Source organism: Micromonospora sp. NPDC005087 (assembly GCF_042872965.1).
GTDB lineage: Bacteria > Actinomycetota > Actinomycetes > Mycobacteriales > Micromonosporaceae > Micromonospora.
Genome location: NZ_JBIALB010000032.1, coordinates 1 through 24,571, shown reverse-complemented (window position 1 = coordinate 24,571; position 24,571 = coordinate 1). Strand labels below are relative to the sequence as shown.

The 24,571-nt window shown below is 70.8% G+C and carries 22 protein-coding genes, 3 pseudogenes and 1 riboswitch; of the genes and pseudogenes, 12 read left to right on the top strand and 13 right to left on the bottom strand.

Annotated elements, in window-relative coordinates:
• Nucleotides 1–390: 390 nt before the first annotated feature.
• The 4 genes and pseudogenes from ACFYPS_RS34175 (at nucleotide 391) to ACFYPS_RS34160 (ending at nucleotide 4,852) form a co-directional block, all read left to right on the top strand.
• Complete coding sequence (locus tag ACFYPS_RS34175; protein WP_387330300.1) at nucleotides 391–591, top strand: hypothetical protein; 201 nt, start codon at nucleotides 391–393, stop codon at nucleotides 589–591.
• Between the two features lie 7 nt (nucleotides 592–598).
• Nucleotides 599–1,888, top strand: a complete 1,290-nt coding sequence (locus ACFYPS_RS34170) for an ADP-ribosylglycohydrolase family protein (RefSeq protein ID WP_387330322.1) — start codon at nucleotides 599–601, stop codon at nucleotides 1,886–1,888.
• 431 nt (nucleotides 1,889–2,319) lie between these two features.
• Nucleotides 2,320–3,243 carry an alpha/beta hydrolase gene (locus ACFYPS_RS34165; protein WP_387330297.1) on the top strand — a complete coding sequence of 308 codons (924 nt, stop codon included), beginning with the start codon at nucleotides 2,320–2,322 and terminating at the stop codon, nucleotides 3,241–3,243.
• A gap of 920 nt (nucleotides 3,244–4,163) precedes the next feature.
• A pseudogene (locus ACFYPS_RS34160) lies at nucleotides 4,164–4,852 on the top strand (IS6 family transposase).
• A gap of 234 nt (nucleotides 4,853–5,086) precedes the next feature.
• Here ACFYPS_RS34160 and ACFYPS_RS34155 read toward each other — a convergent pair.
• From ACFYPS_RS34155 to ACFYPS_RS34140, 4 genes and pseudogenes are all read right to left on the bottom strand, one after another.
• A pseudogene (locus ACFYPS_RS34155) lies at nucleotides 5,087–6,313 on the bottom strand (Dyp-type peroxidase); the annotation flags it as partial.
• Nucleotides 6,310–6,899: pseudogene (locus tag ACFYPS_RS34150) on the bottom strand (copper chaperone PCu(A)C). The pseudogenes ACFYPS_RS34155 and ACFYPS_RS34150, both read right to left, overlap by 4 nt.
• 102 nt (nucleotides 6,900–7,001) lie before the next feature.
• Nucleotides 7,002–7,760 carry a zf-HC2 domain-containing protein gene (locus ACFYPS_RS34145; protein ID WP_387330295.1) on the bottom strand — a complete coding sequence of 253 codons (759 nt, stop codon included), beginning with the start codon at nucleotides 7,758–7,760 and terminating at the stop codon, nucleotides 7,002–7,004.
• An 87-nt stretch (nucleotides 7,761–7,847) separates the two neighbouring features.
• Complete coding sequence (locus tag ACFYPS_RS34140) at nucleotides 7,848–8,414, bottom strand: sigma-70 family RNA polymerase sigma factor (protein ID WP_387330292.1); 567 nt, start codon at nucleotides 8,412–8,414, stop codon at nucleotides 7,848–7,850.
• 235 nt (nucleotides 8,415–8,649) lie between these two features.
• Nucleotides 8,650–8,864: riboswitch (cobalamin riboswitch) on the top strand.
• A gap of 196 nt (nucleotides 8,865–9,060) precedes the next feature.
• On the opposite strand from ACFYPS_RS34140, the gene ACFYPS_RS34135 reads away from it, so the two are divergent.
• Nucleotides 9,061–9,507, top strand: a complete 447-nt coding sequence (locus ACFYPS_RS34135; protein WP_387330319.1) for an acyl-CoA thioesterase — start codon at nucleotides 9,061–9,063, stop codon at nucleotides 9,505–9,507.
• Between the two features lie 3 nt (nucleotides 9,508–9,510).
• Nucleotides 9,511–10,137, top strand: coding sequence for a LysE family translocator (locus ACFYPS_RS34130; protein ID WP_387330289.1), 627 nt, complete (start codon nucleotides 9,511–9,513; stop codon nucleotides 10,135–10,137).
• A 62-nt stretch (nucleotides 10,138–10,199) separates the two neighbouring features.
• On the opposite strand, the gene ACFYPS_RS34125 is transcribed toward ACFYPS_RS34130, so the two are convergent.
• The 5 genes from ACFYPS_RS34125 to ACFYPS_RS34105 all read right to left on the bottom strand — a co-directional run bounded on the left by ACFYPS_RS34125 (nucleotide 10,200) and on the right by ACFYPS_RS34105 (nucleotide 14,829).
• Nucleotides 10,200–10,859, bottom strand: coding sequence for a DUF2306 domain-containing protein (locus ACFYPS_RS34125; RefSeq protein WP_387330286.1), 660 nt, complete (start codon nucleotides 10,857–10,859; stop codon nucleotides 10,200–10,202).
• Between the two features lie 98 nt (nucleotides 10,860–10,957).
• The gene (locus tag ACFYPS_RS34120; protein ID WP_387330283.1) at nucleotides 10,958–11,620 is read right to left on the bottom strand and encodes a response regulator; all 663 of its coding nucleotides are present in this window, start codon (nucleotides 11,618–11,620) and stop codon (nucleotides 10,958–10,960) included.
• Nucleotides 11,617–12,696, bottom strand: a complete 1,080-nt coding sequence (locus ACFYPS_RS34115) for a sensor histidine kinase (protein WP_387330280.1) — start codon at nucleotides 12,694–12,696, stop codon at nucleotides 11,617–11,619. Before ACFYPS_RS34115 ends, ACFYPS_RS34120 begins: the two co-directional genes overlap by 4 nt.
• Before the next feature lie 196 nt (nucleotides 12,697–12,892).
• Nucleotides 12,893–13,564: a response regulator transcription factor gene (locus ACFYPS_RS34110; protein ID WP_354965866.1), complete on the bottom strand. Its 672-nt coding sequence runs from the start codon at nucleotides 13,562–13,564 to the stop codon at nucleotides 12,893–12,895.
• Nucleotides 13,561–14,829 carry a sensor histidine kinase gene (locus tag ACFYPS_RS34105; RefSeq protein ID WP_387330277.1) on the bottom strand — a complete coding sequence of 423 codons (1,269 nt, stop codon included), beginning with the start codon at nucleotides 14,827–14,829 and terminating at the stop codon, nucleotides 13,561–13,563. The genes ACFYPS_RS34110 and ACFYPS_RS34105 overlap by 4 nt, the downstream gene beginning before the upstream one ends.
• A 154-nt stretch (nucleotides 14,830–14,983) precedes the next feature.
• On the opposite strand from ACFYPS_RS34105, the gene ACFYPS_RS34100 reads away from it, so the two are divergent.
• The 3 genes from ACFYPS_RS34100 to ACFYPS_RS34090 are packed head-to-tail and all read left to right on the top strand — an operon-like array spanning nucleotide 14,984 to nucleotide 18,308.
• On the top strand, nucleotides 14,984–15,949 hold the full coding sequence (locus ACFYPS_RS34100; RefSeq protein WP_387330274.1) for an ABC transporter ATP-binding protein: 966 nt from the start codon (nucleotides 14,984–14,986) through the stop codon (nucleotides 15,947–15,949).
• Nucleotides 15,946–17,517: a hypothetical protein gene (locus ACFYPS_RS34095; protein WP_387330271.1), complete on the top strand. Its 1,572-nt coding sequence runs from the start codon at nucleotides 15,946–15,948 to the stop codon at nucleotides 17,515–17,517. The genes ACFYPS_RS34100 and ACFYPS_RS34095 overlap by 4 nt, the downstream gene beginning before the upstream one ends.
• Nucleotides 17,514–18,308: an ABC transporter permease gene (locus tag ACFYPS_RS34090; RefSeq protein WP_387330269.1), complete on the top strand. Its 795-nt coding sequence runs from the start codon at nucleotides 17,514–17,516 to the stop codon at nucleotides 18,306–18,308. Before ACFYPS_RS34095 ends, ACFYPS_RS34090 begins: the two co-directional genes overlap by 4 nt.
• 27 nt (nucleotides 18,309–18,335) lie before the next feature.
• On the opposite strand, the gene ACFYPS_RS34085 is transcribed toward ACFYPS_RS34090, so the two are convergent.
• Nucleotides 18,336–19,145, bottom strand: a complete 810-nt coding sequence (locus ACFYPS_RS34085) for a metallophosphoesterase (RefSeq protein WP_387330266.1) — start codon at nucleotides 19,143–19,145, stop codon at nucleotides 18,336–18,338.
• Between the two features lie 86 nt (nucleotides 19,146–19,231).
• Between ACFYPS_RS34085 and ACFYPS_RS34080 the strand changes: the two genes are divergently transcribed.
• The gene (locus ACFYPS_RS34080; protein ID WP_387330263.1) at nucleotides 19,232–20,083 is read left to right on the top strand and encodes an NAD(P)-dependent oxidoreductase; all 852 of its coding nucleotides are present in this window, start codon (nucleotides 19,232–19,234) and stop codon (nucleotides 20,081–20,083) included.
• Nucleotides 20,084–20,154: 71 nt separating this feature from the next.
• Here ACFYPS_RS34080 and ACFYPS_RS34075 read toward each other — a convergent pair whose 3' ends face one another.
• Both ACFYPS_RS34075 and ACFYPS_RS34070 read right to left on the bottom strand, forming a co-directional pair.
• A complete protein-coding gene (locus ACFYPS_RS34075; protein ID WP_387330260.1) occupies nucleotides 20,155–20,622 on the bottom strand; it encodes a DUF6069 family protein in 468 nt (155 codons plus the stop codon).
• Between the two features lie 5 nt (nucleotides 20,623–20,627).
• Nucleotides 20,628–21,641, bottom strand: a complete 1,014-nt coding sequence (locus ACFYPS_RS34070; protein ID WP_387330257.1) for an RNA polymerase subunit sigma-70 — start codon at nucleotides 21,639–21,641, stop codon at nucleotides 20,628–20,630.
• Between the two features lie 238 nt (nucleotides 21,642–21,879).
• On the opposite strand from ACFYPS_RS34070, the gene ACFYPS_RS34065 reads away from it, so the two are divergent.
• Complete coding sequence (locus ACFYPS_RS34065; RefSeq protein WP_387330254.1) at nucleotides 21,880–22,644, top strand: DUF427 domain-containing protein; 765 nt, start codon at nucleotides 21,880–21,882, stop codon at nucleotides 22,642–22,644.
• Between the two features lie 126 nt (nucleotides 22,645–22,770).
• Nucleotides 22,771–23,118, top strand: a complete 348-nt coding sequence (locus tag ACFYPS_RS34060; protein ID WP_354965856.1) for a hypothetical protein — start codon at nucleotides 22,771–22,773, stop codon at nucleotides 23,116–23,118.
• Between the two features lie 86 nt (nucleotides 23,119–23,204).
• Here the strand turns inward: ACFYPS_RS34060 and ACFYPS_RS34055 are convergent, their stop codons facing one another.
• Nucleotides 23,205–24,284, bottom strand: coding sequence for a hypothetical protein (locus ACFYPS_RS34055; protein ID WP_354965855.1), 1,080 nt, complete (start codon nucleotides 24,282–24,284; stop codon nucleotides 23,205–23,207).
• Nucleotides 24,285–24,571: the final 287 nt, after the last annotated feature.

The window sequence follows — 24,571 nt, the reverse complement described above, 5'->3', positions numbered from 1 at the left end:
TCCCGGATCGGCTGATGGCCACGCTGCGGGCCGACGCCGTGGGTGCGGTCAGTTCGACGAGCACGGACAGTTGGTCGTCGGTCTCGAGTGCCAGCAGGTCGACATCCAGATGTGCGGAGATGTGCATGTTGTCTCCTTGGTGGCACGGCAGGGGTACCGAGCAGGGCTTGCCTTGCGGGACGGTAGTGAATCATCGCGGTGCGACATTCCGGCGGCCGCTGCTAGCCTCCGCTTCGCCAGGCGAACGATCGGCGGCGTGAGCGTGATAACCGCGCAGTGCCGATCCGGCGGGCGGCAAACCCGGCCGGGGTGAGGATGTTTCCAGCCGCGCTGCCGCAGTATGGTCGCCGGACTGGCCCAGGCCGATGAGGGTGTGAGGAGTTGGTGAGGGTGGGGGAGTTGATGGCAGCGGCGGTGCCGCTGGACGCGATCCAGAGCGACCGGGCTGCGGGTGTTCTCCTCGGGGCGGCGTGCGGTGACGCGCTGGGCGTGCCGTACGAGTTCCGGCTGCCGCTCGCGGTCGGCGAGCAGCCGGTGATGCGCGGTGGGGGGCTCGGCCCGTACGCGCCTGGTGAGTACAGCGAGCGATGACACCCAGATGGCGAGGTGCATCGCAGAGGTATCCGCCACTGGGGCGGACCTGCGCACCAGCGACTCCCTCGACCGGATCGCCGGCAACTTTCTGCGATGGAGACGGGAGGGCGCCAGCGACATCGGGGTGCAGACCCGGCAGGTCCTCGACGCGGTCTCCCACCTGAGCGGAGCGGGCATCGCCGCCGCGATGCGAGACGCAGCTGCGGACCTGCACCGGAGAACCGGCCGCAGCGCGGGTAACGGGTCCCTGATGCGCACCGCACCGGTTGCGCTGGCCTATCTCGGCGAGCCGGAGGCGCTCGCCGAGGCCGCCCGCGCGGTCAGTGAGCTGACCCATCACGATCCCCTGGCCGCGGACGCGTGTGTGCTGTGGTGTGCGGGGATTCGCCGGGCGGTTCTCGACGGGACGTTCGACGGCGTACGCGAGGGTCTGGACCTGCTGCCCGCAGGGCGGCGTGACCAGTGGTCGGGCTGGTTGGCTGAGGCGGAGTCCAAGCCGCCGGAGCAGTTCCGTCCCAACGGGTTCGTGGTCGCGGCGTTGCAGGCCGCCTGGTCGGCGATCACCCACACCGACGTGCCGGAGCACAATCCGGGCCACGGGAGTTTTCCCTGCCAGCATCTCGAACGCGCTCTGGCGGCGGCGGTGCGTGTCGGCGACGACACCGACACGGTCGCGGCGATCGCCGGGGCGCTGCTGGGCGCACGGTGGGGCTCTTCCGCGGTGCCCCAGGCCTGGCAGCGCGTCGTTCACGGCTGGCCGAACAAGCGTGCGGCGGACCTGATCCGCCTGGCCTTGTTGACGGCCCACGGCGGCCAGGCCGGCCAGGGCGGTTGGCCGGGCTGCGCTCACGCGCCGCGACCTGCGGTTGCACCGTTGATGCTGGCGCATCCGCACGATCCCGGGGTGATCCTTGGCAACCTTCACACCGATGCGGCCTCGGCGGGCGCCAGCGCGGTGGTCTCCCTGTGCCGCGTCGGCTGCGACGACTTCGACGACGTGGCTGACGGCAACTGGGTGTCGGTGTGGCTTGTCGACCAGCCCGGCGCCAATGCGCAGCCGCACTTCGTGGTCGATCAGGCCGCCCGGATGGTGCTCGAGTTGCGTAAGGAGGGGCATGTGGTGCTGCTGCACTGCGCCGCCGGTCAGAGTCGCACGCCGGCGGTCGCCGCCCGCTACACGACCTTGACCACCGGCATACCGGCGCGCTCCGCGCTGGCCGAGCTGCGCGGGCTGCTCGACACGCATGGCTGGACACTCAACCCGGAACTGCGGCAGGTCGTCGAACAGCTGTAACCGGCACGCCGCGGCTGCGCTTGCCGGACCCGGTGCCGTCGCGGCACCGTGCATGCAATGGGTGAGTTAACGCTCCAGTGGGAAGCGGCCAAATGTGCGGGGCGCACCGGGATACAGCTCGTGGCGCGTGGCCTACTTGGTACATTGCCAGCAGAGAAGCAGGATCAGCGCGTGGCAGCGCGGTCTACGGCGACTGACGGGCGTTCAGTGCGCTGGTGACCGGTTCAGGTGGTTCAGCCTGCTGGTGTCGTCGGTGAGAACGGAAGCTTGACCACGGCTCAGGGCTGGAAGCTGGTTCAGCCTGAGCAGTCCGATCTGCGCGAGGACCGATGCCTGGTCCGTCTCCGCGCCAGGAACGTCAACGGCAGTGGAAGGGCCGGGTTGCCCAGGAGAACACTGTCACCAGTTGGCAAGGGGGTCGCAGAGTGTACATGGATCCCGAGCTGGCAGCAGCCCTGCCCACGCTGCCGGACCTGCACATCCACGACCTCGCCGGGGCCCGCGCCCGGATGCGGGAGCTCGCTGCGGGCGCGCAACGACCCTCACGGGGCGAGGTCATCGTTGCCGACCACGAGGTGCTTGGTATGGATGGCAACTGCGTGCCAGTCAGGGTCTGCACGCCGCCCAACGTCACTTGCCCACTTCCCGCTCTGCTCCTGCTGCACGGCGGCGGATTCGTTATGGGCGACCTGGAGACGGCCACCGCACAGGCCATGGACTTGTGCACCCAAGTGCACGCAGTCGTCGTGGGGGTCGGCTACCGGCTGGCCCCCGAGCATCCGTACCCGGCTGCCCTGCATGACTGCGAGGCCGTGTTGCGCTGGATCGCCTCCGAATACGATGGACTCGGCGTCGATGCCGCACGGATCGGCGTGTACGGCATGAGCGCCGGCGGCGGCCTCGCCGCAGCACTGACGCTGCTCACCCGCGACCGCGGCGGACCACCTCTGTGCTTCCAGCTGCTCGACGCCCCCGAGGTTGATGACCGGCTGGGCACAACCTCGATGCGTACGTTCGGCGACACCCCGCTGTGGAACCAAGGTGACGCGGTGCTGAGCTGGCGGCACTACCTGGGGGGGCGTGACGGGGTCGTTCCTCCCTACGCGGCACCGGCCCGCGCCGACGATCTCTCCGGCCTCCCCCCGGCGTACGTATCGGTTTACGAGAATGACCCGCTGCGTGACGAGGGCTTGGCCTACGCATCTAGCCTGCTGAATGCCGGCGTGTCGGTTGAGTTGCACCTGTTCCCCGGCACCTTCCACCGATCGGCCACCATCACGGGCGCGGCCGTATCTCGGCGCCAGGCCGCCGAAACAGTCGATGCGCTCCGACGCGGCCTCAACCCAGTCAGGTAACCGACGCCAACCGCCTGTGCCCCGGCCCCAGTATCGCGCGAGTTGCCCCGCTGGCTGCTCCTCTCGATGGGGGGTGTCGGACTGGTGCTGATGGTGGCCTACCTGCGCCGGGCCGGGCCCATCACCCGGGGTAGATTCACGGAGGCGTGGACCCGCGGCTACATCGGGCGGGGAGCCTAGCGGCTGCGCGAGCAGCCAGGAAAGCAGCCAAGCCAGCGATAACCGGCGGACGATCGCGGACTGGAACGGCGCGTGGAGCACGAGAACCAGGCGGCGGACCAGGAGCCTCGTGATCTCGAAGGTCAGGTCGGTGATGGTCTTGCACTCGCTGTGCAACCGGGCGTACTCGTCGCGTCAGAGCCATCCGGTTGGCTTACGCCGGCAGCGACGGGCCATCGGCGTGCGGCTCAGCAGGGCGAGCTGGCTCCGCCGCTGACATGAACGGCGCGAATGCGGGAAGAAGCGGTGTTCGGTGCAGGTGGTGGCCGCGTGCCCTTGACGGTCGCGCTCGAGCGGCTGCCGCCTCAGGGCTACGTATCCGCTCGTCCGCGCGGTCGCGAACGCGGGCGGCCATACACGCTTTCCCATTTGTCGTTCACTCCAGCTCCGTAGGCACCGCCTTCGGGCGGCAGCGATCGTGGTCTCTCGTTCGATTAGAGGCCCTCCCGCCGGTGTACGGATCTGACAAGGCGTGCTGGCTGCTCGCGCTACCGTCACAGTCCGTTCGCCGTCACTGCCCGTCCGACGCGCGCGCATGCCGAGGACCCGGCCGGCCCGGTCAGAGGAACTTGAGGCCCGTCGGCGTGTTCCGGTAGCGGGGCTTGTGGCGGAGGTTGTCGGCTTCGGCTCTGTTGCATTGAACGTCGGCAAGATCGAGGCAGGCTTGAGCAGTGAAGTCATCGACCCGACCTGGACCGTGGCTGCCTCCGACGTCCGCGTTCGCCGGGTTCCGGTTCCCACCGGAGGTGATCGTGGTCGCGGTTCGTTGGTATCTACGCTTCAACCTGTCGTATCGCGACGTTGAGGAACTGCTGGTCGAACGTGGCGTGGAGGTCGATCACGTCACCGCCTACCGGTGGGTGCAGCGGTTCACCCCACTGCTGGCCGGCGCCGCCAGCTTCAGCCGCCACTCGCCAGGTGACCGCTGGTTCGTCGATGAGACGTTCGTGAAGGTCAACGGCGTGTGGCGGTACGTGTACCGAGCGGTCGACCAGGACGGGCATGTCATCGACGTGCTGGTCTCGGCCCGCCGGGACGCCGAAGCGGCCCGCAGGTTCTTTCGCCGGGCGCTGTCGACATTGAAGGTGACACACAGCGAGGTCGTCACCGACGCCGCGCCGGTCTACCCCGGGGTGCTGGATGAGCTGGTCCCGTCCGCGTGGCACCATGTCGAGCCGTACGCCAATAACCCGATCGAGGCTGATCACAGCCAGCTCAACACCGGTTGAGACCGATGGGCGGGCTACGAACAGACAAGACAGCACAGGTGATCATCGCCGGCCACGCGTTCATGCAGAACCTGCGCCGCGGACACTACGAACTCGCCATCGACACCCCGCCCGCTCTGCGGGTCGCCGCCGCGTTCACCGAACTCGCCCAAGCGATCTGACCACGGGGGCCGACACGGGTTCAACGCGTCCACCGATCCGACAATGCAACAGCGCCAGTCCGACCATGACCGAGCCGTTGATCGGTTCGGGCGGTTAAGCCCTCGGCGATGCGCCCACGCCGCGTTGGCGGGAATGAGCAGCGCCACCAGAGTGGCGAGCACCGCGGCGCCGAACTGGACGGCGGTCGGACGGGACGGCGTTACGGGCATGGGGAGGCTCCGGTGAGGTGATTCTCCGAGTACCTGCTCGCCGACCCAACCGTCGGGCTGGCAGCCGGGCGGAATGGCGAAGACGGCGGACCCGATCGGGGTGGTCCATTCGTTGAGCAGGTCTCGGTCGGCCAGCCGACGTTGGATGGGCAGGAACTGTCGGGCGATGTCGGCCTGGTACGAGGCGAAGATCAATCCGCTGTCGGCGTGGCCTTCCGCCGTCGGAGCGCCGTCGTAGTTGTAGGGCCGGCGCAGGATGCTCTGCCGGTCGTCGGTGACGTGCGCGCGGGTGAGGTGGGAGAAGTCGGGGATGACGGTGAGCCCGTCGGGGCCGGTTGCGGCGAAGTCGGGTTCGTCGTGCTCGGCGGTGCCGGTGAGTGGGGCACCGGTGTCGAGGCGACGGCCGCTGGCGAGTTCCCGGTCGGCGCGGCCGAGCAGGTCCCAGGTCTCCAGGTTCATGCTGATCCGCCGTACGACCAGGGTGGTGCTGTCGCGCAGCCATGCGGGCCCGTCGGGTACCCAGACGGCGGTGTCCAATGGTGTCCCGGGTCGGGGATTGGCGGTGCCGTCGAGTTGGCCGAAGAGGTTGCGTTGGGTGCGGCCATCCGGCTCGACGCCGGGGCTGCGACGGAAGCCCTGCTGGACCCAGCGCACGGTGGCGAAGGGCCGGCTGTCCTTGATCAGGACGCGTTGGACGTGAGCGACCGTGATCGGGTCGTCGGCGCAGATCTGCAGCAGCAGGTCATCGCCGGACCAGGCCGGCTGGAGCCGGTCGATGCGAAACGAGGGCAGGTCGGCCACCGACGCCGGTCGCCGCTCGTCAACGCCGGCAGCCCGGTACAGCCCGGGCCCGAAACCGAAGGTCACGGTCAGCCGCGCGGGCAGTAGCCCGAGTTCGGCCTCGGTGTCAGCCAGCGCGGGCCGACCCTCGGTGAGGCGGGCGGCGTCGTCGGTCAACAGCCGCAGCAGACCCAACGCGGCCCGGTCGGTACCGGCGCGCAGGGTGAGCGCCATGAACGCCGCGTGCGCCTGCGGTTCGGTGGCGACGCCGGCCTGTCGGGGCCCGTGGAACGGCTCGACAGCGGCGCCGACAGCGGCGACCGGCGCAGGCCCGGACAGGTTGTCGTCCCGGCCTCGGGACTGTTCGTCGTGGATCGCGGTGGCACCGGCGAGTGCACCCCCGGCGGCGACGGCCCCGCCGGTGAGCAGGCCACGCCTGCTCACCGGCCGGGATGCCGGTTTTGGGATCATGACGCCGAGCTCATGCTCATCTCCGGCGTCGGGCTCGCCCCGTGGCCGGGCGCGTAGCTCTCCTGGGCGCCGGTGAACGGCTTGGCCACTGCGGAGAACGTCTGGGTCCTGCCGTCGGCGAAGGTGAGCGTGAAGGCCAGTTCGTCGCCGGCCCGCACCGGCTTCTTCACACTCATCAGCATCAGGTGGTCGCCGCCAGGCTCCGGCTGCTCTTCGCCTTGATGACGATGCCGCCTGGCTTGGCCTGCATGACCATCTTCCCGTCCTTCATGGTCATTTCGTGCAGCTCCATGGGCGAGACGTCGGTAGTGGCACCGGTGATGGTGACGTCGGTATCGGCGTCGTTGACCAGCGTGCCGAACGCCGCGGTCATGCCCTGGTCGGCGGGCTTCACCCACGGGTCGCGGACGCCGACCACACCTGCGGCGGCGGTCGCCGACGTCGACGGCGTCGGCGCGGCGGACGACGGGGTGTCCGCCGACCCGCAGCCGGCGAGACCGGTCGCCAGGAGTGCGGCAGCGAGAAGAGCGGCCGGGCGGCGACGCGGGCGGCGAGGGTCGTGCTGGGCATGAACTGTCCCTTCGATGACGGGTCTGGCGTCTGATTGGTCGGTTCTACCGCACGAAAAGTTCCAGAATCAGCCGTAATAAATGCTTATGACGGCGTCGTAGAGGATCAGCCGGACGGCTCAGGCCGCCCAGCGGTCCGCGGCCCGCGCGGAGCCCAGGTGGAGCGGGATCAGGCGCAACGTGGGCGCGGTGGGTTGCGGGGCGTCATCGACGTCCAGCCGCCAACCGGGCCGATCGGAACCTCCGCGCGCCGGTGGCCCATCGGGACGCAGGCGGGATCGCGACAACGCGACCACGATCGTGTACCCGGTGAGCAGGAAGCCGTGGCTGATCAGCCGCGTCGGGTCGACCCGGCCGGTCAGCAGGTCGTTGACCGACAGCAGCACCAGCGTGCCGACGAAAGCGCTCAGGGTGGGCAGCAGCCCCGTGGTGGGCGTGCGCCGCACCGCGACGAACAGGAAGCCCGCACCGATGGCGACGTTCCACGCCGCGGACTCATGCCACAGATGTCCCGACCCGATGGCACTGGCATGGTCGTGACCGCCGGACGGGCCTCTACCGATCTGCGCCAGGCCCAGCACCAGTTGCAGCGCGCCGACGAGTCCCAGCACGGCACGCAGGGTGAGGGCGAGTCGCTCCCGGAACCGCGTCAGGGAGGGTGCGGGTGACGGCAGTACGGCGAGGATGCTGTCGGTGAGGTCGCCCGCCGGGGCGCTGAGGGTAAGCCGGGACCGGCGGGTCACCGCCGCAGCCTGCTCGAACCAGCGTCGACAGCCCGCGCACCCACCCAGGTGGGCGTCGGCGTCGTCCTGCTCGGCGGACGTAGCCTTGCCATCCAACTGCGCCGACAACCCCTCACGCCACTGCTCGCACCCCATGTACCGGTAGTCGGCCGTCAGGGCTTCCTGGTTCCCGCGATGGTCCGCGACGTCGCGTCTGCGTCCCTGGTCACGCTGTCGTAGCCGTCAGGTGGCGGTGCCACCCCGCTTGCGCCGCGTGGACAGATCACCACCGTTGACTGCGGCGACGAGGTCTTCCCGGGCCCGGACCACCCGGGACCGGATGGTGCCGATCGGGCAGGCACAGACCTCGGCCGCCTCGGCATAGGGCAGGCCGAGAATCTGGGTGGCGACGAACGCCTCCCGGCGATCCGGTGCCAACGTGCGCAGGAGTTCGGTGAGCACGATCTCCCCGTCGAAGGTGCCGCCTTGTGCGTCCGGGGCGTCGTGCCACTGCGACAGCGGCACCGTACGCGGACGCGCCGTCGCGGCCCGCACATGGTCGACGGCGACCCGCCGGGCGATACCGAGCAGCCACGTCTGGGCGGACGAGCGCGCGGCGAACGACGGCAGCGACCGCATCGCGCGGAGGTACGTCTCCTGCGCCAGGTCGTCCGCCTCGCCGGGTGAGATCAGCGCGGCGAGGAAACGCCGGACCTGCTGCTGCGTGGCGCGGATGAACCGAGCTGCCGCGTCCTGGTCGCCCCGACCCGCCGCGAGGGCCCACGCGGTAATTTCGTCACCATCCGTCACCTGGTACCTCCGTGTCCGGTGCCGCCGGCGTCAAGGGCTACGACATCCCGGCCAAACAATACGACGGGTTGTAGTAGGTGGCGGCGTACGCGCCAGGTACGTGGTGGTCGACGCCCAGGACGAGGGCAGTTGCGTGCGGTCAAAGAAGACGACGAATTTGAATATCTTCATCATGTGGATGACGACGCCCGCTCTGCCTCGCGGTCGCGTTGGCTGGGCTGCGTCGCGGACCCGCTATGCTCCTGACGGCGCTGGTTCGCCCGGTCGTGACTGGCTGGGCGTCGTAAGAGGGAACCTGGTGTGAGTCCGGGACTGCCCCGCAGCGGTGAGTGGGAACGACCGCCGTCATCAGCACTGGGCCAGAGGCCTGGGAAGCGACGGCCAGTAGGAGACCGGCGCAGCCGGCCATGCCCGCGAGTCCGAAGACCTGCCCGTGCCGCGTACACAACCGTGTGCGCTGCCGTCGGCCTCGCGGGTGGGCTGAGCGGGTGACGTGCCGCGCGCGCTGTGCGTGGGTGCGTGCTCGTCAGCGTGTGTCCGCGTTCCGACGGTGTGGTTTCCCGAGGGACGGACTACCGCTGTGCACGACACCGCCACGATCGCCGGCCGAGCGCCGTCGGCCTCACACCTGACCCTGTCGCAGATCATGGATCAGCACCACACCAACCTCATGGGTACGGTGCACGGTGGCCGGATCCTCAACCTCATCGACTCCGTCGCCGGGGTGGTCGCCGCCCGCCATTCCGACGGACCGGCCGTCACCGCCGCCATCGACGAGACCGCGTTTCTCCGGGCGGTCCGGGTTGGCGACGTGGTCCATGTGGACGCTCGCATCACGTGGGCCGGGCGCAGCTCGATGGAGGTTGCGGTCAAGGTGACCGCTGACCGGTGGGACCGGGCGGTGCCGCCCACCGACGTGGCCACCGCGCACCTGGTGATGGTCGCCATCGATGACAACGGCCAGCCGCGTACGGTGCCGCCGCTCCTGCCGGAAACCGATGGTGACCGGCGCCGGTACCGAGAGGCGGAGATCCGCCGGGAGCACCGGTTGACCCTGCGGCGGGCGCTGCTTGACGGCGCCGGGGAGGGCTGAGACGTGCTCGGCCTCTCCGTGCCGGCGCTGGCCGGCTACCTGGCCGCGATCGTCGTCCTCATGGTGACTCCCGGCCCGGACATGATGTTCGTGCTGGCCAACGCCACCCGCTACGGCACTCGCGCCGGGGTGGTGGCCGCGCTCGGCGTCGCCGCGGGGGAGGCGGTGCACGTGGCGGCAGTCGTCTTCGGTCTCGCCGCGGTGATCTCAGCCTCGCCGGTGCTGTTCACGGCAATCCGCTGGCTTGGCGCGGCATACCTGATCATCCTCGCGGTGCAGGCCCTGCGTGGCGCCGGCACTTCGGCTTCCGGTGCGTCGCAGCCGGGTGGTCGTGCCGGGCGCGCCTTCCTGCGTGGACTGGTCACCAACCTGCTCAACCCCAAGATGATTTTGTTCAGCGTGGCGTTCCTGCCCCAGTTCGTCGATCCGGCGGCGGGCAACACCACCGCCCAGCTGGTGCTCCTTGGCGCGCTGTTCGTCACGGTGCAGCTCACCGTCGACATCGCCTTGGGCGCGGGCGCCGGGCGACTCGCCGGCCGGCTCGCCGACGGCCGCTGGTCGCGGCGGATCAACCGAGTCTGCGCGGTCGCGTTCGTCGCGCTCGGACTACGACTGGCGGTCGGCTCGTAGCGGCGGCAGCGATGCGGCCGGCGGATTCGGCTCGTCCCCCCCGGGGTCGCCGTCGGACGATGTCATCGGGCAGCAGCACGCGGCTGACGAGCCGGTCGAGACGGCGTTGCGCGAGCCGGACGACGCAGGTACCACTCGGCCACGGCAAGGTTGATCAACCAACCGGCGAGCACCAGGCCGGCGCGAACGTTCCCATCGGGCTGTTCGCCGGTCGCGACAAGGTACGGCGCGTGCGTGAACGCCTGGGTGCCGGCCCCGAGGCCGATCGCGTAGCCGCGCACCATCCAGCGGCGGTGCAGTGCGAAGTGCCGGCGTAGCGCGGCGGCGAGGCCGAGCAGGATCGAGCCGGCCATGGCCGAGCCGAAGACGAGCCGCATGCCGGCGAGCACGTCGTTGTCATGGGCCGGAAGGTCGTACGCGAACGCCATCCAGACGCCGGAGAGCGCGACCGTCAGTCCGCAGGGGACAAGCACCCGGCCGGCGAAACGGTGCCAGCGGCGACGGCGCAGGCCGGGTACGAACTGGAAGGCGCCGAGAGTCGTGTAGACCACCGCGCCGACGATGTGCAGCACCACCGGCAGCGGGTCGGCGACGAAGCGAGCGTTCGCCGGGGTGACCTCCGGTCCGGTGCCCAGCTCGGTGAGCCGTCCCGCACCAGCGATCATCGGTATCAGGCCCAGCAGGATCAACGCGGCCGGTAGCCGCCACTCGCGCATCGTCATGCCATCGATGGTGGACGCGGCACCCGCCCCGGCTCATCAGCACATGGGCCGCAATCGGGCCGGCCCATGGTCGTACGCCGTCGTCGTACTTGTGCCGGTCACCAACGCGTCCGACAGCGGTTGGTCTCGTACGCCCACATCGCCACCTCGACCCGGTTACGCACACCGAGCTTGGTCATCAGGCTGGTGATGTGCGACTTGACCGTGCTCAACGTGATGTAGAGCTCGTCGGCGATCTCCTTGTTGGTGCGTCCCCGCGCGACGGCGACCAGTACCTGCTCCTCCCGGTCGGTGAGCGCCTCGATGGGCTGCTTCGGCGGCGCGGCTGGACCCGCGTCGGCGAACGCCTTCAGCAGCCGCGTGGTGACGCTCGGCGCGATCAGCGCATCCCCGTTGGCGGCCGCGTGCACGGCCTGGCTGAGCAGGTCGGGGCCAGCCTCCTTGAGCAGGAAGCCGCGGGCGCCGGCACGCAGTGCCGCGTACACGTACTCGTCGAGGTCGAAGGTCGTGATGACGACCACCGCGAGCGGCTCCGGGACCGATGGCCCGGCGAGCGCCCGGGTGGCCTCGATGCCGTCCATGCCGGGCATGCGAATGTCGAAGAGACACACGTCGGGGCGGAGTCGCTGGGCGAGCTCGACCGCCTGACGGCCGTCGCCAGCCCCACCGACGACCTCGATGCCGGGCTGCGTGTTCAGGATGATGGTGAGGCCGGTACGGACGATCTCCTGGTCGTCCGCGACGAGCACGCGTACCGTCACGCGCCGGCCCCCTCGCGCGGGAGCACGGCCGTGACGGTCCACCCACGGTCGCGATTGGGGCCGGCCTCGCAGGTGCCGCCGAGCAGGTCGGCGCGCTCCATCATGCCCACCAGGCCGAAACCGGGCGAGCCGGTCGGGCGGGCGGCGCCGGCCTCGCCGTCGTCGCTGACCCGCAGGCGTACGGAGGTGTCGTCGGCCGCGACGCTGACCTCGATGCGGGTAGCGTGGCGGGCGTGGCGACGGGCATTGGTGACCGACTCCTGAGCCAGGCGGTAGAGCGCGGAGCCGACCGTGGGCGGAAGGTCGCCGAGATCGCCGCGGAAATCCACGTCGACGGCCGGCCCGGTGCGGAAGCGGCCGGCGAGCCGCTCGATGTCGGCGACCTGCGGGCTGGGTCCCAGGTCGGCGGGCTGGTTGCGGCGCAGGACGCGGACCATCGCGCGCATCTCGGCAAGCGCACGGGACGCCTCGGCCTCGATGACGCGGAGCGCCTCGACGGCGGCGCCGGGCTGGCTCGCCGAGGCGGCGATGCCGGCCTGGGCGCGGATCGCCATCGCCGACACGTGGTGGGCCACCGTGTCGTGCAGGTCACGGGCGAGCCGCTCGCGCTCCAACAGCTTCACCTGATCGAGCTCGCGCAGCAGGGCGGCGGCGCGGAAGCGGATCGCGGTGCCCAGCGTGGCGGCGGCGAACATCACCGCGAAGCCGGCGACCAGTTCGCCGCCATTGATAGAGCCGGCCAGGCCAGCGGCGACCACCTTGGCGACCACGAAGAACGAACCGATCACGGCATCCCGGCCGGAGCCCCAGCGGAACATTGCGGAGACCAGCAGGACCAGGAAGCTCGCCGTGAACATCTGGCAGGCATCGCCGGGCAGCACGAATGGGCCGACCGTCGTGAAGCCGAACGCGATCGCCACCATCGCGAGCGGCTCCGTACGCCGCCACAGGAGTGTGGGCAGCAGCGCGAGCGCGACGACGACGCAGCCCACCCGCCACGGCAGATCAGGCCGGAAGACCCCTTCCACCACGATCGCCGGAGCCAGGACGGCGATCAACGCCCAGTCGCGCCACACACGGGACGGAGCATGTGGCACACGTGGCTCGGCCAACACAGCGTGCAGGCGAGAGTGCATAGGACCATCGTACGAACGGTGGTGCGACTCCAGATCGGTCCAAAGTACGACTGATTTGTGACTTCTCATCGGAGGCCGGCTCGTCTCTCGCGGCCAGCTACACCGGCCACGGTGGCCGCGGGCCTGCACGGGCCGGTCAGCCCGGGTTGCCGCGCGGGATGACCAGCCCGGTCTCGTAGGCGACGACGATCGCCTGCGCCCGGTCCCGCAGGCCCAGCTTGCCCAGCAGCCGGCTCACGTGCGTCTTGACGGTCTCGTCGCCCACCACGAGCCGCTCCGCGATCTCCGGGTTGGACAGGCCTTCGGCGAGCAGTCGCAGCACCTCGGTCTCCCGTGGGGTGAGCACGCCGAGCGGGGTGAGGGGCCGGGGCGGTCGCGGGCGTATCCGCGCGAACTCGCCGATCAGCCGCCGGGTCACCGTCGGCGCGAGGAGCGCCTCGCCGGCCGCGACGACCCGGACGGCGTCGAACAGTCGCTCGGCGGTGACGTCCTTGAGCAGGAAACCGCTCGCCCCGGCGCCGAGGGCGTCGTAGACGTGCTCGTCGAGGTCGAACGTGGTCAGGATGAGGACACGGGGTCCGCCGGCGGCGGCGAGGTGCCGGGTGGCCTCGATGCCGTCCATCACCGGCATCCGCACGTCCATGAGAACCACGTCGGGCCGCCGCTCCCGGCAGATCCGCACCGCCTCCGCGCCGTCGGCGGCGCTGCCGACCACCGTGAAGTCCGGCTGTGTGTCGAGGAGTGCGGCGAAGCCGGCCCGGACGACCTCCTGGTCGTCGGCGACGACGACCCGCACCGGCCCGCTCATCCGTCCGCCCCGGCCGACTCGACGACGGTTGCGGCGCGTCGGTGATCCGCACCCGGGACCGCGGTCGCCTCCTTGGGCAACGGCAGTACCGCGTCGACCAGGAAGCCGCCGCCGGTCGGCGTCGGACCGGTCCACAGCTCGCCGTTGACGGTGGCGACCCGCTCGCGCATGCCGAGCAGGCCGTGTCCGACCTTGGCGGCCCGTCCGGGGGCCGGCCCGGGGCCGTTGTCACGGACGCGCACGCGCAGCGCATCGCTCGTGTACGCCAGTTCGACGTCGACGGCGGCGCCAGGCGCATGCCGGCGGACGTTGGTCAACGCCTCCTGCACGATCCGGTACGTGGTGAGCTGCACCCCCGGATCGAGCGGGATGACCCGGCCGCGCACGAGCAGTCGCGCGCCCGCCCCGGTCGAGTTGCGTGCCTCGTCGAGCAGTTCGGTCAGCTGCCGCAGGCCGGGCTGAGGGGTGCGGGGCTGGCCGGTCACCCCGGGCTCCTCGGTATCGTCGCGCAGGACCCCGAGGAGCCGACGCATCTCGGTGAGCGCCGCCCGCGCCGTGTCGCCGATCGCGAGGAGGCGTTTCGCTCCGTCGGGCGGCAGGCCCGGTGTGGTCAGCCGAGCCGTCTCCGCCTGCACCGCGATCATCGATATGTGGTGAGCCACGACGTCGTGCAGCTCGCGGGCGATGCGGGCGCGTTCGCCCCGCGCCGCGTACGCGAGCAGGGCCTTTTCCGTCGCCTGGCTGGACTCGTCGCGGACCGCGGCCTCAGCCCGGGCCCGCACGGCGGCACCCGCGCCGGCCGCCCCGACTGTCGCCGCCGCGACGGCGAAGGCGAACATCCGCCCGTCGACGCCGCCGCCCGGCGGGCCGAGGAGCGCGTAGACGGCGAACGGCGGTAGGAACCAGCCGGACACGGTGGCCCGACGGCGCCGCCCTACCAGGTACAGCGCGGCGACCTCGGCGACGAGCACCGCGATCGGCGGCCGCGGGTACAACGCGAGCGTGAGCGTTGCCGCCGCCGTTGTGATCACGCCGGCCGACACCGGCCGACTCCGCAGTAGTGCCACCGGCGCGGTGGCGCAGACGGCGAGGAGTAGCGCGGCCGGCAGCAGGGCACTGGAAACCGCGTCGCGCAGGACGGTCTCGACCATCGCGGCGAAGCCGAGCAGCGCCGCGGCGGCCGCCGGCAACTCGGGCAGGCTGGTGACCCGTCCGACGAACCACCCGACGGCGGCAGCCGTCCGCCCGTGCGTTTCGCCCCGCATGCCACCATTCTCGCCGCCCAGCCGATCCACCGCGTCCCCCGGTGTCCGTCCCCCGCGCGGGGGAGCCGCCGCCGCGATGTCACCCGGGCCCGGTCCCGGAAGACGGCTCCGTACGGGGACGACCGGGCCGCGCCGGCCGCCTAGCGTTACTGCCATGACCGAGTCTCCCCCGTGCAGCCCCGGCGTGACGATCGAGGTGCGTGGGCTGCGCAAACGGTACGGCTCGACGGTGGCCGTCGACGACCTGTCGTTCACCGTCGAGCCCGGCATGGTGACCGGGTTCGTCGGGCCGAACGGCGCGGGCAAGTCCACCACGATGCGGATCATCCTCGGCCTCGACACGGCCGACGAGGGCACTGCGCTGGTCGGTGGCCGGCCGTACCGAACGCTGACCAGGCCGCTGCGCACGGTCGGCGCGCTGCTCGACGCGTCCGCAGCGCACCCGGGGCGTAGCGCCCGCAACCACCTGCTCTGGCTCGCCCGGTCCAACGCCATCCCGGCTCGGCGCGTCGACGAGGTACTCGACCTGGCCGGGCTCGCGACGGTCGCGAAGCGGACGGTCGGCGGGTTCTCCCTCGGCATGCGGCAGCGTCTCGGCATCGCCGCCGCGTTGCTCGGTGACCCGGCCGTGGTCATCTTCGACGAGCCGATCAACGGCCTCGACCTCGAGGGCATCCAGTGGATCCGCGGCCTGCTGCGGTCGCTGGCCAACCAGGGCCGCGCGGTCCTGATCTCCAGCCACCTGATGAGCGAACTGGAGGACACCGCCGATCACCTGTTGGTGGTCGGCCGCGGCCGTCTGCTGGCGGACACGACCGTTCGGGAGATGGTCTCTACGGCGTCCGGGGACCGGGTCGCGGTCCGGACGGGCATGCGCACCGAGGCCATGACGACGCTCGCCGACGCGGGCGCGCTCGCCGCCATCACCGACGGGGAGACGGTGATCGTTTCCGGGCTGCCGGTCGAACGCGTCGTCGAGTTGCTCACCCGCCGCGGGGTGACGTTCACCGGCGTGTCCGCGCACCGGGCGTCCCTTGAAGAGGCGTACATGGAACTGACCCGCGACGCGGTCGAGTTCGGGGCCGCCACCGGCGGACGTGACGGGCGGGATGCCCGATGACCACTGTGCACCACGGCGCGGACCCGATACCGGGCCCCGGGCACCCCGGCTTCGGACGGCTCCTGCTGTCCGAGTGGACGAAGCTGCGCTCGGTCCGTCGCTGGACGCTCGCCCTGCTGGCCGCGCCGGTGTTGACCGTTCTCGTCAGCCTGCTGGCCGCCGCGGGCAGCGGACCCGGCAACCCGGACTCGATCGTCGCGGGCCCTGACGGCACCTGGGTGCAGGACCGGTTTCACTTCGTGCACCGCCCGCTCACCGGCGACGGCAGCGTGACCACCCGGGTCAGCGAGACATCCCTCGACTTCCAGGCTTCTCAGGATGACGCACAGGACAAGCAGATCGAGCTGCCCACGTGGACCAAGGCAGGGCTCATGATCAAGGACGGCGTGCGGCCCGGCGCGCGCTACGCCGCGGTGATGGTGACCGCCGGGCACGGTGTCCGGCTGCAGTCGAACTTCACGACCGACGTCGCCGGCCCCGCCGTCGGCGCGCCGACCTGGCTCCGGCTCACCCGGGTCGGCGCGACGATCGGCGCGTTCCAGTCGGCGGACGGCGTTTCCTGGACGCCGGTCGGGACGGTGACCGTGGCCGGCCTGCCGCAGACCGTCGAGGTCGGGCCATTCGTCACCTCACCGCCCGCGTTCCTGGTGCAGCGGCAGTTCGGCAGCGGCAGCGTCGTCCAACTCCCGACCTTCACCCGAGCGATGTTCGAGCGGCCCACCCTGGAGCCCGTCGGCGCACCAGGCGCCGAGCCCGGCGAGCCGGGGCGCGGCTGGCAGGACGACGAAATCAACGACGCCCCCGTACCGGACATCAAGGAGTCAACGGCCACGTCGCCCGGCGCCGCATGGGTCGGCGACCGGTTGACGCTCACCGGTACCGGCGACGTCGCGCCGCGAACGACGTCGGAGGACACCGTCGCGCAGGGCCTCACCGGCATTCCCGTCGGTCTGGTCGCGACCGTCGCGGTGGCGGTCCTGTTCGTCACCGCCGAGCACCGGCACGGCATGCTGCGCACAACGTTCATGGCAACTCCGGGACGAAGGCGGGTCCTGGCAGCCAAGGCGCTGGTCGTCGGCGCGGTCGCGTTCGTCCTCGGACTGGTGGCCGCGGTCACCGCGCTGCTCGTCGTCGGACCGATCCAGCGGCGGAACGGTTACCTGCCCCCCAGGTATCCGGACTGGTCACTGACCGATCCAGCGGTGCTGCGGGCGGTCATCGGCACCGCCGTCGTGCTGACCGCGATCGCGGTCTTCGGCCTGGCGCTCGGCACCGTGCTGCGTCGTGCCGCGGGCGCGGTCGCCACCGTCATCGTGCTTCTCCTCCTGCCGCAGCTGCTCGCCACCGGCCTGCCGGGAGCGGTTGGAACATGGCTGATGCGACTGACACCGGCCGCCGGGTTCACGATTCAACAGACGACCCCGCACTACGACCACGTGTCGCGCATCTGCCTGCCGCAGGACGGCTGCGCCTACGACCAACCCTGGGCCGGGCTCGCCGTCGTTTGCGCGTACGCGGTGGCGATGCTGGTCGTGGCGCTGTGGCTGGTCCGCCGGAGGGACGCATGAGCACGCTGGACGCGGTCCGCGCGGAATGGACGAAACTGCGGACGGTGACGAGCACGGTCTGGCTGGTACTCGCCGCCGTCGGAGGTACCGTCGGCATCGGCGCGGTGGTCACGGCCGCGGCCAGCATCACCAGGTGCCCGACGCCGTCGACCTGCTTCGAGGACCTGCCCGAGCTCAGCCTCACCGGTGCCGGGTACGGCCAAATCGCTGTGGTCGTGCTGGCCGTCCTCATGATGAGCGAGGAGTACGGCACGCGCACGATCGGCGCTACCCTGGCTGCGGTGCCACGCCGGTGGCGGGTGTACCTGAGCAAGGCGGCCGTCCTCACCGGCGTGGTGGTCGTCCTTGGCGGGCTCGGCGTCCTCGGCGCGCTGCTCGTCGCCCGGCAGGTCCTGCCCGGCAACGGCTTCAACGCCGCCAACGGCTACCGTTCGCTTTCGCTGGCCGATGAGCCGACGCTGCGGGCGGTGTACGGCAGCATGCTGTACCTCGCTCTGGTGGCGCTGCTGAGCTACGGCGTCGCCGCAGTGTTACGCGACACCGCCGGGTCCATCGCCACGATGCTCATCCTGCTGTACACCGGGCCGATCCTGAGCGCAGTGGTCACGGACGCCCAGTGGCTGAAGCGCATCGACCGGATCTCACCGATGTCCGCCGGCCTGAAAATCCAGGCGACGAGGGCACTGGAGTCGCTGACGATCGGACCTTGGCAGGGCCTGGGCGTCCTGGCCCTGTGGGCGGCGGGCGCACTGCTGATCGGCCTGCTGTCGCTGCAGCTGCGCGACGCGTGATCCGACGGGTGGTCGCCCGCTCGGCGCTCATCCGCCCTCGAGTCGGGTGACCAGGATCCGGCCGCCCTCGTACACGCCGCCATCGATGGCGAGGACGCGGCCGTCGGCGTACCGCAGGGCCTCGCGCACCTCGTCGGGGGCCACCCCGAAGTGCTTGGTGAGCGTGCTGTGTCCGTGCACCAGCACCTCGCCACCGTACGTGCCGAGCATGGTGGCCACCGGGTCGTCGGGCTTGGCCGGCTCGCTGTCCCGGAACGCGCCACGGTCGCTGATCTGCCGGCAGAACGCCCGCCAGCCGGCGGCGTCCCGGTTGGCGAGCGCCTCCGCGATCCCGGTGTTGACGGCGGCGACGCTGTCGCCGAACTCCAGGTAGCGGGTGGTGTCGGAATGCACCAGCAGGTAGTTGTCGACCACCGCCATGGCCGGCCGGGAGACGATCCACGAGATGTGCTCGTCGCCGAGCCGGCGCAGGTCGTCGTCTCGACCGCCGAATCGCGCCCAGCCACCCCGGAAGCCGTCCCGCTGCGGCCAGCCGGGCACGGTGGTGGTGTCGAAAAGGTACGCCGCGAGCAACTGCACCTCGTGGTTGCCCAGCAGTGCCTGCACCTGGCCGCCGGCCGCGGCGGCCTGCCCGGTCAGCCGCCGTACGTCGTCGATGACCCCGATGCCGTCGGGTCCGCGGTCGACGTAGTCACCGAGCAGCCACAGCCGCGCGTCTGCGCCGGACCAGTGCCCGGCCGCGTCGGTGAGGCCGGCATCGTGCAGCGCGTTCCGCAGTTCGGCACGGTGGCCGTGCACGTCGGCGACCACGAAGAGCGGCGTCCGGTCGACAGTCACCCGCCGAACCCTACCCGCGACCGACCGACGGGCGAGGTCGGTGAGCGGGAGGGCCGCGCCGCACCGGGTGACGCTAGGTTGTGCGGATGACACGCATCGGGTTTATTGGCCTTGGCCGGATGGGCTCCCTGATGGCCGGTCGGCTGGTCGCTGCCGATCACGAGGTGACGGTCTGGAACCGTACCGCCGACAAGGCGGCGGCGCTGGTGCAGGCGGGGGCCCGGGCGGCCGCGACTCCCGCCGAGGCGGTCGCCGGCGCCGAAGTGGTGATCACCATGCTGACCGGCCCGGCCGCCGTGGACGCGGTGCTCTTCGGCGACCACGGTGCCGCCGCGGCGCTTGACCCGGCCGCGACGCTGGTCGACATGTCGACCGTGGGCCCCGACCACATCGCCTCGCTGCACGATCGACTGCCCAACGTGGACCTCGCGGACGCCCCGGTCAAGGGCAGTCTGCCGGCCGCCGCAGCCGGCGAGTTGGCGATCCTCTTCGGTGGCAGCGACAAGACCCTGGCCCGGGTGAGCGAGGTGCTGGAGGTGCTCGGCAAGGTCCAGCATGTCGGGCCACTGGGTGCGGGCGCGGCCGTCAAACTGGTGGTCAACGTGGCGCTGTGCGGCTCCTTCGTGCTTGTCGGTGAGGCGCTGGCGCTGGGCGATCGGCTCGGGCTGTCCACCGAGACCACCTTGGCGGCGCTGAGCGGCACCGCCCTCGGTTCACTCGTGCCGCGGGTGCGCGCCCGGGTGGACAGCCCCGAGGCGCCCACGCAGTTCTCGTACGGATTGGCCGCGAAGGATCTGAAGCTGGCGCTCGAAGCCGGCGCGCCGACGCAGGGAGTGATCGCCGCCGCGCACCAGCAGTTCGCCACCGAACTGCCCCGGCTCTCCGAGAGCGACATCGGGGAGATCGTCGCCGTGCTGAGGCGGGCCGCGACCCGCTGAATGGAGGGCAGCAGGACACGTTGGTGCGCTCGGGTACGCCCTGCGCCGCGCGTTGTCCCGTTGCGGGGTCGTCAATCGGTCCGGGCGCGGAGGCTCCGCGCCAGGGTCGGGATCATCACCGTCGCGGGGACGAGGTGTAGCCCGAGGAGAGCGGTGGTGGTGGCGGCGTTCGCCCCGGCGAGGAGAGGCGGGACCAACGAGATCGCGGTCAGCGACACTGCCGTCCACACGAATCGCTCGGCAGGACGAGCGCTCCAACGAAGAAGAGCGACGGCAATGACGACGCCCACGACCGAGAAGAAGCCGGTCACCACGGCGAGCCCGGCCAACGGGATCGTCTCGCCGCCATCAGGGATCTCGAAGTCGACGCCAACGGCCTGGGCGAGCGCAGCGGCGAGGGTGGTGGTCACCATCGCCGCGAGCGTGGCAAGGAAGCCGGTGACGGCGAGCCCGCGGAGTCGGCGGGTGCGGCTGGTCCGGCCCGATGCCGGGCCTGCGACGACGCTGGTGTCATCCATGCTGTTCATGTCGTTCCTCATCAGGACTACTCCGTGCCGTCCGCCGGCAGGCGCTCCGGCAGCCCTAGCCGCGGGAACTGGTCGTCGTGGAAGGTGATGATCTCGGTGATCGCCCCGCCGGTGACGCGCAGCACGTCGACCGTCAGCGGCAGGTACGCGCCCTCTCGCTTGCGCCAGAGGTAGAAGGCGATGGCGGGCTGCCGGTTCACGGAGGTGGGGACGCCGCGCAGGCCCTTCATGCCCACGAAGCCGTCCTCGACCCAGTCGTTCACCACCGCGTCGCGGCCGACGAACAGGCCCGGCGTGGGCGGCATCGAGCAGCGGACGTCGTCCCGCAGCAGTGCGGCGAGTCTGTCGATGTCCGTGGCCACGCTGGCGTCGGTGAAGCGACGCACCAGCTCGCGCGTCCCGGCGTCCATCTCGTCGCCGGTCCAGTCCTGCCGCTCGGAGGGCAGGTGCTCCCGCATGCCGGCGCGGGCCCGCTGCAGCGCGCTGTTCACCGAGTTGACGGAGTCCCCGAGCAGCTCCGCGACGTCCTTCGCCGGCCAGCCGAGCACGTCCCGCAGAATCAGCACGGCCCGCGGGCGCGGCGCGAGGTGCTGGACTGCGACCAGGTACGCCAGCTCGATCGTCTCCCGCGCGACGGCGACGGTTTCCGGCTCGTCCGCGTCGCCCGCGGGCAGCTCGTCGAGCAGCCGGTCCGGGTAGGGCTGCAGCCACAGCACCTCGCCGCCGGTCGCGGGCTCCGGGCGGCACTTGGCGAGCAGGTCCAGGCAGGCGTTGGTGGCGATCCGGTACAGCCAGGCCCGGAACGTCGACCGCCCCTCGAAGGTCTCCCGCCGCCGCCAGGCACGCAGGAACGTCTCCTGCACGGTGTCCTCGGCGTCCTCGAACGACCCGAGCATGCGGTAGCAGTGCACGTGCAGCTCCCGCCGGTGCCGCTCCGCCAGCCCCGAGAACGCCCGCTCATCGACCTCGCCCAGCCCGCTAACGCCCAGCCCGCTCACGCCCAGCTCCTCCAGCCGCGTGTCCGCACTCATCACGTCATCCTTCCGCCTCGTCGTGTCCCGTCATAGGTGTGACGGGTACGGGCGCGACAACTCATCACCAGGGTCGGTCGGCATGGCTGACCCCGAATGTTTCTCATCCTTGAGCGTTGTCATGGGTGGACGCTGACGCCGTACGAACTGGTACAGGTCAGCGCCCACTGAATCGGCGAGGCACGCAAGCCCTCCTGATCGTTGAGCCAGTGCCCCCGAAGCTGAACTGGAGGACATCGTGCCGGACTACCCGAAGGCGATCGGCCCGGACGACCGCGTTGAGCCGGTGCCCCGCCGCATCCGCGCCTACCTCGCCGGCGAACTGGTGCTGGACACCAGACAGGCGCGGTACGTGTGGGAGTGGCCCCTTTACCCCCACTACTACATCCCGGCCGCCGACGTGAACCGCAACCTCCTGATCGATGAGCACCGCACGGAGCAGGTCCGCTGTGGGACCGGACAGGTGCATGGGCTGCGGAGCGGCGAGACGATCCGTCCTTCGTCCGCCCGGTGGTACGGGGACGACGCGCTACCCGGGTTGGCGGACACCGTTCGGTTCGACTGGGCCGCCATGGACAGCTGGTTTGAAGAGGACGAAGAGATCTTCGTACACCCTCGGAACCCGTATGCCCGGGTGGACGCGATACGGTCCACCCGCCGCGTACGGGTGGAACTCGACGGGGTCGTGCTGGCCGAGTCGGCGTCGCCGGTGCTGGTCTTCGAGACCGGTCTGCCGACTCGCTACTACCTCAACCAGACCGAGGTGAACTTCGAGCACCTCGTGCCGTCAGAGACGACGAGCTCCTGCCCGTACAAGGGCCGGACCAGCCGCTACTGGTCCGTGCGTGTCGCGGGCACGGTCCACCCGGACCTGGCCTGGTCGTACACCTTCCCCACAAGCGCGCTCCTGCCGATCGCCGGGCTGATCGCCTTCTACAACGAGAAGGTCGACCTGATCATCGATGGGGAGCGAATGACCCGGCCGAAGACGCACTTCTCCTGATCGGGTCTGTCGACCACCGCCGACGGCCCCGACTCGCCACGTTCGCCTGATGGATCCCGCAGGTCTCCGTACGCTTGCTGTGAACTCAGAGCTGTACTCCTGAAGGGCCGTGGAAGGGGGATTGGCATGACCGACGACCAGGTCACCCGCAATCTGAAGGGCATGGATGAACTCGACTTCGTGGGATGGAACTCGGCCGACTGGCACGGAGTGTTCGCCCACCACCACACGGATGACGTTCTCGTGGACCTGAAAGGGCAACCGAAGACCCACGGCATCCAGGAGCACATCGACGCCATGGAGGCGTTCGCCGAGAGCACCGGTGGCACGCCAATCCAGATCAAGTCGCACCCCATCGGTTTCGGGTCGGGAGAGTGGACCTGCGTGGTGGGCGAGTTGGAAGACGGCAGCCGGATGGTGACGGTGGCGAAATGGCGCGACGGCGCCATCGCTGAGGAGTACATCTGGATGTAGCGGCCCCGTCACCAAGCTGCATTCCTGGTGACGCTCAACGTTCGGCGGTCCGCACCCACCACGAACTCACACTCTTTGTTGCGAGGTCAGCGGGTCTCGCCGGAACTGCGACTCACCATCAGTCCGGTGGCGTCGACAACCTCGAAGTCGCTGCCGCGCAGAGTGCCCAGCGTGTGCAGCGCGTCATTGTCCCATCGCCTGTCGGGCGTGCCGGAGATGAACCACGCCGAGCCGTGATCGGCGACGATGACGCCGTACCGCCGCATCGCCTCGGCGACGATCCTGGCCTGCCGGGGTAGCCGGGAGACGTCGACAGAGCGCTTGAGTCGCAGTCGCTGACCCAGCTGAGGCAACGAGGGCTCCTTGTTGACGGATGCGGAGTGCGACGCTGGCCAGGTCCAACCGCTGCGGGTGCGTGGCACGGTGACCCGGATCGCGTGGTCGATCCGTCCGGCGGCCACCTCGTCGTAGCGGACCAGACCGGCGAGGATCGAGAGTCCGGCGGCGTCGGCGGACGTCCAACCGGCCGGCCGCATGCGGTTGGAGCGCAGGTCGAAGACCGCCCCGGACCCTGCTCGCCAGCCTTCTCCGGCCGGGTGGGCGTCGAAGAGCTCGTAAACGCGGCACGCGTCGCGGTCCCAGACGATGACGTGCCGGTCACCGGCGCCGCGCGGCCCGCCCTCGACCGCTGCGTTCGGCGGGATCGGATAGGGCCCGGCGTCGCTCTCGTCGCCGTAGGAGAAGGTGACCGGCACCCGTCGCTGCCCGGCGCCGACGACGGTGACCGGGATGCCGATCGGTGCGCCCTGCCACGTGCCGGCGCCGAAGTCGGCGTGCACGGCGGCGGCCGGGCCGATGCTGCCGACGATGGCCGCGGAGCGGGAGTGCACGGGCAGCCGGGAGACGTCGGCGTGCCACACGTTGTCGGCGGGGAACACGGGGCACGCCGAGGCGGGCGGGCGCGGGCGGGCGCCGATGCCGGTCCGTGCGGACGGGCTCGCCGACGGTACGGTCGGCGCGGCGCTCTGCGCCGCCGCGGTGCCCGGGTCGGGAACGCTGGAGGTGGGTGCGGCGGTGGTCGTCCGCTGCGGGGTCCCACAACCAGCCATCAGGACGACGGACAGCGTTGCGACGACGCCGGCGCAGCGCGGGATCGGTGCGAGCATCTCGCGCATCCTGCCTCAACGGTGGTGACAGCGTCCATCGCGGTGCTCTCCGCGCCGCTGCCGTGGTACGACTGCTTCAGCGACATGCCGACGAAGCGGACGGGCCGGTGACGACGAACAGGGTGGCCAATCTGCTGCGTAGGCGTGAGAGTCCGCAGCGGCCGACGTTCCTGGAACTGTTCTTCGATCTGGTGAGGTGATCTCAGCAAGGATCCGGGCGCGGTTCGGCATGACACGGGCATAGCGTCCATAGCGGACAGCGTGGGATAAGGACGTGGAGCCATCGG